Origin of the sequence: Rhizobium sp. GR12 (assembly GCF_036596185.1) — a bacterium.
Lineage (GTDB): Bacteria > Pseudomonadota > Alphaproteobacteria > Rhizobiales > Rhizobiaceae > Agrobacterium > Agrobacterium nepotum.
In genome coordinates, this window is record NZ_JASXTH010000005.1 from 195,065 (window position 1) to 208,385 (window position 13,321).

12 protein-coding genes and 3 tRNA genes are annotated in these 13,321 nt (G+C 58.0%); 14 read left to right on the forward strand and 1 reads right to left on the reverse strand.

The genetic code is table 11. The annotated features are described in order from the left end of the window. The first annotated feature begins 244 nt into the window (after window positions 1-244). The 5 genes from clpP (at window position 245) to QSK43_RS10735 (ending at window position 8,394) form a co-directional block, all read left to right on the forward strand. Window positions 245-877 carry an ATP-dependent Clp endopeptidase proteolytic subunit ClpP gene (gene clpP / locus QSK43_RS10715; protein WP_045018710.1) on the forward strand — a complete coding sequence of 211 codons (633 nt, stop codon included), beginning with the start codon at window positions 245-247 and terminating at the stop codon, window positions 875-877. Between the two features lie 290 nt (window positions 878-1,167). Then, window positions 1,168-2,445, forward strand: a complete 1,278-nt coding sequence (gene clpX, locus QSK43_RS10720; protein WP_332303454.1) for an ATP-dependent Clp protease ATP-binding subunit ClpX — start codon at window positions 1,168-1,170, stop codon at window positions 2,443-2,445. A gap of 413 nt (window positions 2,446-2,858) precedes the next feature. Then, window positions 2,859-5,276, forward strand: a complete 2,418-nt coding sequence (gene lon / locus QSK43_RS10725; protein WP_045018834.1) for an endopeptidase La — start codon at window positions 2,859-2,861, stop codon at window positions 5,274-5,276. A gap of 289 nt (window positions 5,277-5,565) precedes the next feature. Beyond that, window positions 5,566-5,841 carry a DNA-binding protein HupB gene (gene hupB / locus QSK43_RS10730; protein WP_003496481.1) on the forward strand — a complete coding sequence of 92 codons (276 nt, stop codon included), beginning with the start codon at window positions 5,566-5,568 and terminating at the stop codon, window positions 5,839-5,841. 354 nt (window positions 5,842-6,195) lie between these two features. Further along, window positions 6,196-8,394: an esterase-like activity of phytase family protein gene (locus QSK43_RS10735; protein ID WP_332303455.1), complete on the forward strand. Its 2,199-nt coding sequence runs from the start codon at window positions 6,196-6,198 to the stop codon at window positions 8,392-8,394. Between the two features lie 330 nt (window positions 8,395-8,724). On the opposite strand, the gene QSK43_RS10740 is transcribed toward QSK43_RS10735, so the two are convergent. Next, a tRNA-Val gene (locus QSK43_RS10740) sits at window positions 8,725-8,800 on the reverse strand. A gap of 207 nt (window positions 8,801-9,007) precedes the next feature. On the opposite strand from QSK43_RS10740, the gene QSK43_RS10745 reads away from it, so the two are divergent. From QSK43_RS10745 to QSK43_RS10785, 9 genes are all read left to right on the forward strand, one after another. Next, window positions 9,008-9,157, forward strand: a complete 150-nt coding sequence (locus QSK43_RS10745; protein ID WP_332303456.1) for a hypothetical protein — start codon at window positions 9,008-9,010, stop codon at window positions 9,155-9,157. Between the two features lie 89 nt (window positions 9,158-9,246). After that, window positions 9,247-9,323, forward strand: a tRNA-Asp gene (locus tag QSK43_RS10750). A 41-nt stretch (window positions 9,324-9,364) separates the two neighbouring features. Next, window positions 9,365-9,441: transfer RNA gene (locus QSK43_RS10755), tRNA-Asp, on the forward strand. Between the two features lie 436 nt (window positions 9,442-9,877). After that, the gene (locus tag QSK43_RS10760; RefSeq protein WP_006312714.1) at window positions 9,878-10,243 is read left to right on the forward strand and encodes an NADH-quinone oxidoreductase subunit A; all 366 of its coding nucleotides are present in this window, start codon (window positions 9,878-9,880) and stop codon (window positions 10,241-10,243) included. Further along, on the forward strand, window positions 10,234-10,818 hold the full coding sequence (locus QSK43_RS10765; protein WP_045015949.1) for a NuoB/complex I 20 kDa subunit family protein: 585 nt from the start codon (window positions 10,234-10,236) through the stop codon (window positions 10,816-10,818). The genes QSK43_RS10760 and QSK43_RS10765 overlap by 10 nt, the downstream gene beginning before the upstream one ends. A 19-nt stretch (window positions 10,819-10,837) precedes the next feature. After that, complete coding sequence (locus QSK43_RS10770) at window positions 10,838-11,440, forward strand: NADH-quinone oxidoreductase subunit C (RefSeq protein WP_332303457.1); 603 nt, start codon at window positions 10,838-10,840, stop codon at window positions 11,438-11,440. Then, a complete protein-coding gene (locus QSK43_RS10775) occupies window positions 11,437-11,865 on the forward strand; it encodes a GFA family protein (protein WP_332303458.1) in 429 nt (142 codons plus the stop codon). The genes QSK43_RS10770 and QSK43_RS10775 overlap by 4 nt, the downstream gene beginning before the upstream one ends. Before the next feature lies 1 nt (window position 11,866). Next, a complete protein-coding gene (locus QSK43_RS10780; protein WP_045018698.1) occupies window positions 11,867-13,057 on the forward strand; it encodes an NADH-quinone oxidoreductase subunit D in 1,191 nt (396 codons plus the stop codon). Next, window positions 13,057-13,317: a hypothetical protein gene (locus tag QSK43_RS10785; RefSeq protein WP_045018696.1), complete on the forward strand. Its 261-nt coding sequence runs from the start codon at window positions 13,057-13,059 to the stop codon at window positions 13,315-13,317. Before QSK43_RS10780 ends, QSK43_RS10785 begins: the two co-directional genes overlap by 1 nt. The last annotated feature ends 4 nt before the right edge of the window (window positions 13,318-13,321 follow it).

Consider the following 13,321-nt stretch of genomic DNA (forward strand, 5'->3'; position numbering starts at 1 on the left):
ATGTTTGCGGCGTGCTTTCATGAAAAATAATGCCGGCGACCGGGAGCGGTCCCGCCTGCATCGGCCGGTTTGCAGCCGTTGCCCGCTCCGGTGGTCAATGCGTGTAATCGCTGTTGAGCCGTTAAGGATATGCGGCTTCGTGTCTTGAAGTACCGGGCAGGGACACTCTATGTAGGGAGAATGAAGGTTAGAAGTGATTCCGGAGCGGTTTTCCGCAAAGGGCAGAGTTTGACAAAGGACGGACATGAAAAATCCAGTTGATACCGCCATGGCTCTGGTGCCGATGGTCGTAGAGCAGACCAATCGCGGCGAACGCTCCTACGACATATTTTCCCGTCTTCTCAAGGAACGCATTATTTTCCTCACCGGCCCGGTGGAAGACCAGATGGCCTCGCTCGTCTGCGCGCAGCTGCTTTTCCTCGAGGCTGAAAACCCGAAGAAGGAAATTGCGCTCTACATCAATTCGCCAGGTGGCGTCGTGACCGCCGGCATGGCGATCTACGATACGATGCAGTTCATCCGTCCTGCGGTCTCGACGCTTTGCGTCGGCCAGGCCGCATCGATGGGTTCGCTGCTTCTGGCCGCCGGCGAAAAGGGAATGCGCTTCGCCACCCCGAACGCCCGCATCATGGTGCACCAGCCCTCCGGCGGTTTCCAGGGACAGGCCTCGGACATCGAGCGTCACGCCCGTGACATCATCAAGATGAAGCGCCGTCTCAATGAAGTCTACGTGAAGCACACCGGCCGCACGCTGGAAGAGGTTGAAAAAACCCTTGATCGCGACCACTTCATGGATTCCGAAGAGGCGAAGGACTGGGGCGTGATCGACAAGATCCTTACCTCGCGTCAGGAAATGGAAGGCGCCGCCGCGAATTGAGGCGTGACGCTTTTGACGTTTGTTTGACCCCGTAAAGTAATTTCGGGGCTTTCAACCGCAACAGAAAGCGATATTAGTATATATAAAGGCTATGTTGAATTTTTATGACGTGGCCTTTGGTTTGATGGGGAATTCGTTGCAGCCGGTTGTCAGCTCATGTATCTGATACCGGTTAGTACCCCGGGAAACGAGGCGGATACGGCGATGCACCCCAAGGGCTGCCGTATCGGCGGGCGGTAAGTTGACCGCGATCCGTTTGGCGGACTGCGGCGTGCTGGAAGGAAAGAGATATGAGCAAAGTCAGCGGCAGCAACGGCGGCGACTCTAAAAATACACTCTATTGTTCATTCTGCGGCAAGAGCCAGCACGAAGTCCGGAAACTCATTGCCGGACCGACAGTATTCATCTGCGATGAATGCGTCGAATTGTGCATGGACATCATCCGTGAGGAGAACAAGACGTCGATGGTGAAGTCGCGCGAGGGTGTTCCCACCCCGCAGGACATCATCAAGATTCTCGACGAATATGTCATCGGCCAGAAGCAGGCGAAGAAGATCCTGTCCGTGGCCGTTCACAACCACTACAAGCGCCTCGCGCACGCCTCCAAGAACGGCGATGTCGAGCTTGCGAAGTCGAACATCATGCTCGTCGGTCCGACGGGTTGCGGCAAGACCTATCTTGCCCAGACGCTCGCCCGCATCATCGACGTTCCCTTCACCATGGCGGATGCAACGACGCTGACCGAAGCCGGTTATGTCGGCGAGGACGTGGAAAACATCATCCTGAAGCTGTTGCAGTCTGCGGATTACAATGTCGAGCGCGCCCAGCGCGGTATCGTCTATATCGACGAAGTCGACAAGATTTCCCGTAAGTCGGACAACCCGTCCATCACGCGCGACGTGTCGGGCGAGGGCGTTCAGCAGGCGCTTCTGAAGATCATGGAAGGCACGGTCGCTTCCGTTCCGCCGCAGGGCGGCCGCAAGCATCCGCAGCAGGAATTCCTGCAGGTGGATACGACCAACATCCTGTTCATCTGCGGCGGCGCGTTTGCCGGCCTCGACAAGATCATCTCGGCCAGGGGTGAAAAGACCTCGATCGGCTTCGGTGCGACCGTCAAGGCGGAAGACGATCGCCGCGTCGGCGAAGTGCTGCGCGAACTGGAGCCGGAAGATCTGGTGAAATTCGGCCTCATTCCGGAATTCATCGGTCGTCTGCCGGTTCTGGCGACGCTCGAGGACCTCGACGAGGACGCGCTGATCCAGATCCTGTCCGAGCCGAAGAACGCGCTCGTCAAGCAGTATCAGCGGCTGTTCGAGATGGAAGATGTGGAACTGACATTCCACGAGGACGCCCTGCGCGAGATCGCCAAGCGGGCGATTACCCGCAAGACCGGCGCCCGCGGCCTGCGCTCGATCATGGAGAAGATCCTGCTGGATACCATGTTCGAACTGCCGACGCTGGAAGGCGTGCGCGAAGTGGTGATCTCCAACGATGTCGTCAGCGGCGTCGCTCGTCCGCTCTACATCTATGCGGATCGTCAGGAAGAAAAGACCAACGTTTCGGCTTGATTGGCTGATCGGGTGCTTTGATGAATTTGGAAGGCCCGCACCTGTGCGGGCCTTTTCTGTTGAGTTCGGGCGCGAAACTTGCGCCTAACTTGGCGGAACCCGATTTTGCGTTTGGAGCGGATTGCGCTTTGCTGATAAAGTCCTAAAACTGATTTGCAGCGCGATATGACGGAAATGTGAATTACCGTCGGCGACCCGGTTCCTGGCCTTCAAGGATAACCGGAAATGTCGGGAGTAATAGCCGGCGCTGGGTTTTGTTGAATTTCACGGCCGTGCCGGTGCGCGGGGCCGTCTCTTCCGGTGACTTGAAATCGGTGTTTCGAAACTCCACTTTCAGTCTCGAGAAATGAATGTGCCGGGCGCCCCAAGATGCCCGGCAAAGTGTCCCGAAAGGGACCATGAAAGGAAATGATATGACGAACATCACGTCTGCGGCATCTGGCGGTACCTACCCGGTACTTCCCCTGCGCGACATTGTCGTTTTCCCGCATATGATCGTTCCCCTGTTCGTCGGGCGGGAAAAATCCATTCGCGCGCTCGAGGAAGTCATGGGTTCGGACAAGCAGATCATGCTTGTCACCCAGATCAACGCCAGCGATGACGATCCGACCCCGGACGCCATCCACAAGGTCGGTACGGTCGCCAACGTTCTGCAGCTTCTGAAGCTTCCCGACGGCACCGTCAAGGTGCTGGTGGAAGGCAAGGGCCGCGCCCAGATCGATGAATACACCGGCCGCGAGGATTTCTACGAAGCCTCCGCGACGCCTTTGCAGGAGCCTGCCGAAGACCCGGTCGAGATCGAGGCGCTGTCGCGTTCGGTCGTCTCGGAATTCGAAAGCTATGTGAAGCTCAACAAGAAGATTTCGCCTGAGGTTGTCGGCGCGGCCGGCCAGATCGATGACTATTCGAAGCTGGCCGACACGGTTGCCTCGCACCTGTCGATCAAGATCACCGAAAAGCAGGAAATGCTGGAAACCGTCAGCGTGAAGCAGCGGCTTGAAAAGGCGCTCGGCTTCATGGAAGGCGAAATTTCCGTTCTTCAGGTGGAAAAACGTATCCGCTCGCGCGTCAAGCGCCAGATGGAGAAGACCCAGCGCGAATATTATCTGAACGAACAGATGAAGGCGATCCAGAAGGAACTCGGCGACGGCGAAGATGGCCGCGACGAGATGGCCGAACTGGAAGAGCGCGTCGCCAAGACCAAGCTCTCCAAGGAAGCCAAGGAAAAGGCCGAAGCGGAGATGAAGAAGCTTCGCCAGATGAGCCCGATGTCTGCGGAAGCGACCGTCGTGCGTAACTATCTGGACTGGCTGCTGGGTCTGCCATGGGGCAAGAAGTCGAAGATCAAGGTCGACCTCAACAGCGCCGAGGCGGTCCTCGATCAGGATCATTTCGGTCTGGACAAGGTCAAGGAACGTATCGTCGAATATCTGGCCGTGCAGGCGCGCGCCACCAAGCTTCGCGGCCCTATTCTGTGCCTCGTCGGCCCTCCCGGCGTCGGCAAGACCTCGCTCGCCAAGTCGATCGCCAAGGCGACCGGCCGCGAATATGTGCGCATGGCGCTGGGCGGCGTGCGTGACGAGGCGGAAATCCGCGGTCACCGCCGTACCTATATCGGCTCCATGCCTGGCAAGATCGTTCAGTCGATGAAGAAGGCCAAGAAGTCCAATCCGCTGTTCCTGCTCGACGAAATCGACAAGATGGGCATGGATTTCCGTGGCGATCCGTCATCGGCTCTCTTGGAGGTTCTCGATCCGGAACAGAACTCCACCTTCATGGACCACTACCTTGAAGTGGAATACGATCTGTCCGACGTGATGTTCGTGACCACGGCCAACACGCTGAACATTCCCGGCCCGCTGATGGACCGTATGGAAGTGATCCGCATCGCCGGCTACACCGAAGACGAAAAGCGCGAAATCGCCAAGCGTCACCTGTTGCCGAAGGCGATCAAGGAACACGCCCTGCGTCCGGAAGAGTTCTCGGTCAGCGATGACGCTCTGATGATCGTGATCCAGCAATACACCCGCGAGGCGGGCGTGCGCAGCTTCGAGCGCGAGTTGATGAAGCTTGCACGTAAGGCCGTGACCGAGATCATCAAGGGTAAGACCAAGTCCGTGGATGTAACTGCGGCCAACGTTCCGGATTATCTTGGTGTTCCGCGGTTCCGCCACGGCGAGGCCGAGCGCGAGGATCAGGTCGGTATCGTCACCGGTCTGGCATGGACGGAAGTCGGCGGTGAACTGCTCACTATCGAAGGCGTGATGATGCCGGGCAAGGGTCGCATGACAGTGACCGGCAACCTCAAGGAAGTGATGAAGGAATCCATTTCGGCAGCGGCATCCTATGTCCGCTCGCGCGCCGTGGACTTCGGCATCGAGCCGCCGCGTTTCGACAAGAGCGACATCCACGTTCACGTCCCGGAAGGTGCGACACCGAAGGACGGACCGTCCGCCGGCGTCGCCATGGCCACCGCCATCGTTTCGATCATGACCGGTATTCCGGTCTCGAAGGATGTGGCGATGACGGGTGAAATCACCCTGCGTGGTCGCGTATTGCCGATCGGCGGCCTGAAGGAAAAGCTGCTCGCGGCGCTTCGCGGCGGCATCAAGAAGGTGCTGATCCCGGAAGAAAACGCCAAGGATCTGGCGGAGATTCCGGACAATGTGAAGAACGAGATGGAAATCATCCCGGTTTCGCGCATGGGTGAGGTCATCAGGCACGCCCTGCTTCGCATGCCCGACCCCATCGAGTGGGACGGCAGCATCGAAACGCCTGTGATCGCCACGGTCGAGGGTGTCGACGACACCGGCCAGGCGATCGCGCATTGATCTGGGCACCGTTGCGAAAGCCAGAATCGGTTTTCGCAACACCTATGCATAGAATCAATGTGTTAGGTGCCACATAGGCCCCGGTGTCTTCCAGGGTTGTGCAAGTGGTGCGAAATTGGCACGTTTAAGCGAAAGGCCGGCAGAAATGTCGGCCTTTTTTGTGAAAAACTCCCCAGACCCCTTGTTTTTCAGGCGATTCCGGCGCTTTTGAGTTGCTGCGCGCGGATACAGACGTATTCTGCGCCGGCTTAATTTTGAGTCGTTTCAAACCATTGAAAGGGGTGGAAACATGAACAAGAACGAGCTCGTCTCTGCTGTTGCCGAAAAGGCTGGTCTCACGAAGGCAGATGCTGCTTCCGCTGTTGATGCCGTATTCGAAACCGTACAGAACGAACTGAAGAGCGGTGGCGACATCCGTCTCGCTGGCTTCGGCAGCTTCTCCGTAAGCCGTCGTGAAGCCTCCAAGGGTCGTAACCCTTCCACGGGTGCTGAAGTCGATATCCCGGCTCGCAACGTACCGAAGTTTTCCGCAGGCAAGGGCCTGAAGGACGCAGTCAACTCGTAAGGTTTCCGAAAAGCCGCGACGCCCGGCGGCGGGCGGGCGGCTTTTCAGGTTCACGAGGAAACATGTTTTGACGCCCTGACGCCTTCATGCCGGCACGAAAACCGGGCGGCTTTTCGAAAAGCTTTTTTCGGATAGCCCAGTTTTTCAACCCGGTAAGATGTACTTGAAAGTAGGGAGCGCGCCTGTGTGCCTCCATCCGGACTCACGGCGTTCCGATACGCGGAATGTGCGCACGAACAGGAAAGCCCGGCCTTCATGGCCGGGCTTTTTGATTCTCCCCACAGAAATGTCATGCCGCTGTCACGTCTTTGACGCAGAAGCCATAGGGTGTTTCTGTATCCAAGGGGGATTATAATGGCGTTCCGATTTTCTCAAATGGCTTTGACCGCTGCGCTGCTCACATCCGCAGCCTTTCCGGCCGCTGCCGAGCCGGTTTTCAACCGCATCGCATCGTTTTCGGTGGCGAAGAACCTTCCCGCGGATAAGGACGCCAAGTCCGTTACGTCCGCTGAAATCGTAACCGCCAGCGAAGACGGTAATACGCTGATCTATTCGGACAGCCCGCTTGGTGGAATAGGCTTCATCGACATCACGGACGCCAGGGCTCCCAAGGCCGGTGGCGCATTGTTGCTCGAAGGTGAGCCGACCTCGGTTGCCGTTGCAGGCGTCAAGGTTCTGGCCGGCGTCAATACGTCCGAAAACCGCGCCAAGCCGTCCGGCAAGCTGGTGACGGTCGATATCGCCACCAAGAAGATCGAGGCAAGCTGTGATCTCGGCGGCCAGCCCGATTCCGTTGCGATTTCCCCGGACAAGACTTTTGCCGCCATTGCGATCGAAAACGAGCGCGATGAAGACGTGAACGAGGGCGCCCTGCCGCAGATGCCCGCCGGTTATCTGATGACGGTCGCTCTGAAGAACGGCGTTGCCGATTGCGCGACGCTGAAGAAGATCGACGTGACCGGCCTTGCCGAAATCGCCCCGGAAGATCCGGAGCCGGAATTCGTCGCGATCAACGCCAATGGCGAGATCGCACTCACGTTGCAGGAAAACAACCATATCGTCATCGTCGACGGCAAGACCGGAACGGTGAAGACGCATTTCTCCGCCGGCAAGGTCGATCTGGAAGGCATCGACACGAAGACGGACGGCCAGATGAAATTCACCGACAAGCAGGAAGGCCGCAAGCGCGAGCCGGATGCGGTGAAGTGGCTGGACAATGACCGTATCGTTATCGCCAATGAGGGCGACTGGCAGGGCGGTTCGCGCAGCTTCACCATCTTCGACAAGACCGGTAAGCTGCTCTACGAAGCAGGCTCCTCGCTCGAACATGCGGTTGCCAGCATCGGCCACTACCCGGAAAAGCGCTCCAAGGCCAAGGGCATCGAACCGGAAGGTCTGGAAGCAGCGACTTTCGATGGCCAGAAGTATTTCTTCGTTCTTGCCGAGCGTGCCTCCATCGTCGCGGTCTACAAGGATACCGGAAAAGAACCGGAACTGACGCAGCTTCTGCCGTCCGGCATTTCGCCGGAAGGTGCTGTCGCCATCCCGTCGCGCAATCTTTTTGTGACCGCGAACGAGGTCGATCTCGTCGAGGACGGCGGCGCACGCTCGCATGTCATGCTCTATGAGCGTGCCGAAGGCCAGGCTACCTATCCGCAGCTGGTTTCCGCCACCGTCGACGGCGCGCCGATCGGTTGGGGTGCTCTTTCCGGCCTGGTCGGCGACGCCGAAAAGCCGGGCATTCTCTACGCCGTGTCCGACTCGGTCTACGGGAACCAGCCGTCGATCTACACCATCGATGCGACGAAGAAGCCCGCCACCATCACCAGCGTCCTGCGCGTCAAGCGCGACGGCATCGCAGCCCAGAAACTCGACAGCGAAGGCATCACGCTGGATGGCAAGGGCGGCTTCTGGCTGGCGTCGGAGGGTGACAGCGCCAAGCTCGTTCCCCACGCGCTCTACAACGTTAACGCCAAGGGCGAGATCAAGGCTGAAATCGCTCTGCCGAAGGAATTGCTGGCCGGTGACACCCGCTTCGGTTTCGAAGGCGTGACCATGATCGGCAAGGGCGACGACGCGACGTTGTGGATGGCCGTGCAGCGCGAATGGGGAACCGACGAAAAGGGCATCGTCAAGCTCGTTTCCTACAATCCGAAATCCAAGGAATGGGGCGCCGTGCGTTACCCGCTCGACAAGACTGAAGCAGGTTGGATCGGCCTTTCCGAAATCACCGCGCAGGGCGACTATGTCTATATCCTCGAGCGCGACAACCAGATTGGCGACAAGGCCAAGATCAAGAAGCTCTACCGTGTCGCGATCGCGGACCTGAAGCCGGGCAAGATCGGTGGCGAACTGCCGCTGGTGACCAAGCAGGAAGCGCATGATTTCCTGCCCGACCTCAAGGCCCAGACCAACGGCTATGTCGTCGACAAGCTGGAAGGCTTCACTTTCGACAAGGTGGGAACGGCCTATGCCGTCACCGACAATGACGGTGTCGACGATTCCTCTGGCGAGACGCTGTTCTTCACGGTCGACTTGAAGGCGATCAACTGATCGTCCGCAAGGTATCGTAAATAAGAAAAGCCGGGCACAGCCCGGCTTTTTTGTCGCGGAAGCGATCTCGTCCAGAATGTTGATTCTGCGCGATGAGGTGCCATACCAGGGCTCATAATCGGCATTGCTGAGTGCTATCGGATAGTCGAAGATTTCGTCAGGCCGCCGTCCGGAGGCCCCGGTTGGGGCACAGCGAGCGGCTGGGCACCACTGAACGGAACGCGGGGGCAGGGGCCGCCTCATTGACGATGCCGGAAATTTCCGTCAAAGCGCAACGATATCCGAACGAAATTCGGCTTGATGATACTTATGCTGGGATGGTTTGGAAAATGGTGGGCGATGAGAGACTCGAACTCCCGACATCCTCGGTGTAAACGAGGCGCTCTACCAACTGAGCTAATCGCCCTTCGCGTCCTGCGGATCATGTCCGCCGCGTCGGTGGCCGTGATGTATTCGGATCGGAAAAAAACCGCAAGGGCTTTTGTGAAGTTTTTTAGTTTTTTTTCCGGTCAGCTTCGCCCGTTGCGGGAGCTTATCGGTAAAAAGCCGGAAACTGCGGGCTTTTCGATAAAAACAACACTTGCCGCGCCGTTTCGCGGCACACGAAAATTGCATGTCGGAGGCTGCGGCTGTGGACAAGTTTTTTGTTTTTGTTGGGAAAAGCCCGGAAAACAGGGCGTTTGCCGTAGTGCCTGTTAAAGGCCTTCCGGTTTTTTCCGATCAAAATGCAGAAGCTTATTCTTTTGTCGTGAAACCTGCTTGACACCCCCGCACGAACGCCGTAGTTAGCCGCTCAACGAACAGCCGAGGCTGGTTCGTACGGCGAGACTAAGGTCTTGTCGGTCAGGATAAGCGGGTGTAGCTCAGTTGGTTAGAGTGCCGGCCTGTCACGCCGGAGGTCGCGGGTTCGAGCCCCGTCACTCGCGCCATCCTGTTCCTCGGAAAATACGCAGACGAATGTCTGTGGAGCGCGGGTGTAGCTCAGTCGGTTAGAGTGCCGGCCTGTCACGCCGGAGGTCGCGGGTTCGAGCCCCGTCACTCGCGCCATTTCTCTTCCTGAAATGACTCCTTCAAAAACCAAACGATGCGCTCTTTGCGCTATTCGTTAGCGGCCATTTCAGGCCCTGATTCCGGCGCTCGCAAGCGCTGTTTTTCCTGCCATTTACAGTCAAGTTTCGATTTACAAGGATCGTCACTTCGCCGCCATTTTGGCGTAAAATTCACGTGACTTTTTTGCGGTTGCGTCCTTCAATCGATTATTATTGTATTTGAGGGGCTTAGCCCGGAAATACGGCCCAATTTTGCGGCAATTTCGGCAATATTGTTGCCAATCGATGCGGCAGGTCTCTTGAAATGGTGCCTAAACTCTTGCAGAGAGAGCGCGGCTGCGCTAACCACTTTGGCGTTGCAACATATTTGTGCGCCTTGAAGACTCGTCAGTCGCAAAGGCAGGTCCGGCACCCGGCCGGGCAGGGAAGAGACCATGACTGAACTCCTCAGTTCCTATATTCCGATCGCAATCTTTATCGGTATCGCTCTTGTCATTGGCCTGGCGCTTCTCATTGCGCCTTTTGCTGTCGCTTATAAGGCTCCGGACCCGGAAAAGCTCTCCGCTTTCGAGTGCGGTTTCAACGCCTTCGACGACGCCCGCATGAAGTTCGATATCCGGTTTTATCTGGTTTCGATTCTCTTCATCATCTTCGATCTGGAAGTCGCCTTCCTGTTCCCCTGGGCTGTGTCCTTCGGTGAGATGGGCTGGTTCGGTTTCTGGTCTATGATGGTGTTCCTCGCCGTTCTCACCATCGGCTTTATCTATGAGTGGAAGAAGGGAGCGCTGGAATGGGCATGAGCCAGAACGATACCACGCTCGTTGCGCCGCAGCCGAAGGGGATCATCGATCCCTCGACCGGCAAGCCGGTTGGCAGCAACGACGCCTACTTCACCGACATCAACGACGAGCTGGCCGACAAGGGCTTTCTGGTCACCTCGACCGACGAGCTGATCACCTGGGCGCGTACCGGTTCCCTGATGTGGATGCAGTTCGGCCTTGCCTGCTGCGCCGTCGAAGGCCTGATGCAGGCTTCCGGTCCGCGTTATGACATGGAGCGCTTCGGCGTTGCCCCGCGCGCTTCGCCGCGCCAGTCGGACGTGATGATCGTCGCCGGAACGCTGACCAACAAGATGGCGCCGGCGCTGCGCAAGGTCTACGACCAGATGCCTGAGCCGCGTTACGTCATTTCGATGGGCTCCTGCGCCAATGGCGGCGGCTATTATCATTATTCCTACGCCGTCGTGCGTGGCTGCGACCGCGTCGTGCCGGTGGATATCTACGTTCCGGGCTGTCCCCCCACGGCGGAAGCGCTGCTTTACGGCGTGCTTCTGCTGCAGAAGAAGATCCGGCGTACCGGTACGATCGAGCGCTAAGGGCAAAGGACGATAAGGAATGAGCGAAGCTCTCAACGATCTTGCTGCTTACGTAAGGGAAGCGCGTGGTTCTCTCGTGGTATCGGCCGATATCGCCTATGGCGAGTTGACGCTGAATACGACGACTGAAAACATCATCGCGCTTTTGACCTTCCTGCGTGACGATGTGCAGTGCGGTTTCGTCAACATCATCGACATTTGCGGCGTCGACTGGCCGCAGCGCGAGAAGCGTTTCGATGTCGTCTACCATCTGTTGTCGCCGCGCCAGAATCTGCGCGTGCGCATCAAGCTGCAGGTGGCGGAAGACGAGGGCGTGCCGTCTTCGACGTCCGTTTATGTCGGCGCCGAATGGTTCGAGCGTGAAGCCTGGGACATGTATGGCATTCCTTTCGAAGGCCATAAGGACCTGCGCCGTATCCTCACCGACTACGGTTTCGAAGGCCATCCGCTGCGCAAGGATTTTCCGGTTACCGGCTTTGTGGAAGTGCGTTACGATGACGTTCTGAAACGGGTTCTCTATGAACCGGTGGAACTGAAGCAGGAATTCCGCAACTTCGATTTCCTCTCTCCTTGGGAGGGGACTGATTATGTTCTCCCGGGTGACGAAAAGGCCAAGCAATGAGCGAAGCCCCCGCGACAGAGCGCGCACAATGTCTTTGCGGCGCCGTCGGCCTCAAGGCCGGGATCGGTGCCCGCGAATTCGGCGTTTGCCATTGCTCCATGTGCCGCCGCTGGTCCGGCGGTGCGTTCATGGCCGTGGAATGCGCTGATATCGCCATCGAGAACGAGGAACACCTCGGCGTCTATTCCTCGTCGGAATGGGGCGAGCGCTGCTTCTGCAAGAATTGCGGCAGCACGCTGATGTGGCGTTCCAAGGATAACACGCATATTGCCGTCTCGTTGCAGGCTTTCGACAACCCTTCCAGTTTCCGTTTTGCGTCGCAGATTTTCACGGATGAGAAGCCTTCGAGCTACTCTTTCGCGCAAACCACGCAAGACATGACCGGCCCCGAATTCATCGCCATGATCACCTCGGCGGAGCACTAGAATGACTGAGCATAACGTCCGCAATTTCACGATCAACTTCGGTCCGGAACATCCGTCCGCGCACGGCGTGCTGCGTCTGGTTCTGGAACTCGACGGCGAAATCGTCGAGCGCGTCGATCCGCATATCGGTCTTCTGCATCGCGGCACTGAAAAGCTGATCGAGACCAAGACCTATCTGCAGGCCGTTCCCTATTTCGATCGCCTCGACTACGTCGCGCCGATGAACCAGGAACATGCCTTCGCGCTTGCCGTCGAAAAGCTGCTGGGCCTCGAAATCCCGATGCGCGGCCAGCTGATCCGCGTGCTTTATTCGGAAATCGGCCGCATCCTGTCGCATATCATGAACGTCACCACGCAGGCCATGGACGTCGGCGCGATGACGCCGCCGGTCTGGGGCTTCGAGGAACGCGAAAAGCTGATGGTGTTCTACGAGCGCGCCTGTGGCGCCCGCATGCACTCGGCCTATGTCCGTCCGGGCGGTGTTCATCAGGACCTGCCGCCGGAACTGGTCGATGATATCGGTAAGTGGTGCGATCCGTTCCTGACCGTTCTCGACAATATCGAAGGCCTGTTGACCAACAACCGTATCTACAAGCAGCGTAACGTCGATATCGGCGTCGTGTCGCTCGAAGACGCCTTCGCCTGGGGTTTCACCGGCGTGATGGTGCGCGGTTCGGGCGCTGCCTGGGATCTGCGCCGTGCGCAGCCCTATGAGTGCTATTCCGATCTGGAATTCGACATTCCGGTCGGCAAGAACGGCGACTGCTATGACCGTTACCTGATCCGCATGCAGGAAATGCGCGAATCGGTGAAGATCATGAAGCAGTGCGTCGATCTTCTGTCCGGCAAGCATCGCATCGGCCCGGTCTCCTCGCTGGATGGCAAGGTGGTTCCGCCCAAGCGCGGCGAGATGAAGCGTTCGATGGAAGCGCTTATCCATCACTTCAAGCTCTATACCGAAGGCTATCACGTACCGGCCGGCGAAGTTTACGCCGCCGTCGAAGCGCCAAAGGGCGAGTTCGGCGTCTACGTGGTCGCCGACGGCTCGAACAAGCCCTATCGCTGCAAGATCCGCGCGCCGGGTTATGCACATTTGCAGGCGATGGATTTCCTGTGCAAGGGCCATCAGCTTGCCGACGTTACAGCCGTACTCGGCTCCCTCGACATCGTGTTCGGGGAGGTCGACCGCTGATGCGTCTGCCGCTGGCCATAACGGCTTTTCTTGCTGCGATGCCGACCTTCGTTCTCGCCCAGACGGCGACGGACGAGGGGAGCGTATCGCTGTCAAGCGGCGGCGGTTCCACCATCAAGCAGCTTCTGTCTTCGGGATACGAGATCAAGGCCTCGGTTCCGAACGGCAGCAAGTTCATCGTGTTCATGCAGAAAGACAAGGCGGCTTACGCCTGCGAATTCGTCACGGTGGCGAGATCGCGTTGTGAGACGTTAAACTGAAAAG

Coding starts and splice junctions, on each gene's coding strand:
- clpP (WP_045018710.1), top strand. CDS start 245: ATGAAAAATCCAGTTGATACCGCCATGGCTCTGGTGCCGATGGTCGTA.
- clpX (WP_332303454.1), top strand. CDS start 1,168: ATGAGCAAAGTCAGCGGCAGCAACGGCGGCGACTCTAAAAATACACTC.
- lon (WP_045018834.1), top strand. CDS start 2,859: ATGACGAACATCACGTCTGCGGCATCTGGCGGTACCTACCCGGTACTT.
- hupB (WP_003496481.1), top strand. CDS start 5,566: ATGAACAAGAACGAGCTCGTCTCTGCTGTTGCCGAAAAGGCTGGTCTC.
- QSK43_RS10735 (WP_332303455.1), top strand. CDS start 6,196: ATGGCGTTCCGATTTTCTCAAATGGCTTTGACCGCTGCGCTGCTCACA.
- QSK43_RS10745 (WP_332303456.1), top strand. CDS start 9,008: ATGTCGGAGGCTGCGGCTGTGGACAAGTTTTTTGTTTTTGTTGGGAAA.
- QSK43_RS10760 (WP_006312714.1), top strand. CDS start 9,878: ATGACTGAACTCCTCAGTTCCTATATTCCGATCGCAATCTTTATCGGT.
- QSK43_RS10765 (WP_045015949.1), top strand. CDS start 10,234: ATGGGCATGAGCCAGAACGATACCACGCTCGTTGCGCCGCAGCCGAAG.
- QSK43_RS10770 (WP_332303457.1), top strand. CDS start 10,838: ATGAGCGAAGCTCTCAACGATCTTGCTGCTTACGTAAGGGAAGCGCGT.
- QSK43_RS10775 (WP_332303458.1), top strand. CDS start 11,437: ATGAGCGAAGCCCCCGCGACAGAGCGCGCACAATGTCTTTGCGGCGCC.
- QSK43_RS10780 (WP_045018698.1), top strand. CDS start 11,867: ATGACTGAGCATAACGTCCGCAATTTCACGATCAACTTCGGTCCGGAA.
- QSK43_RS10785 (WP_045018696.1), top strand. CDS start 13,057: ATGCGTCTGCCGCTGGCCATAACGGCTTTTCTTGCTGCGATGCCGACC.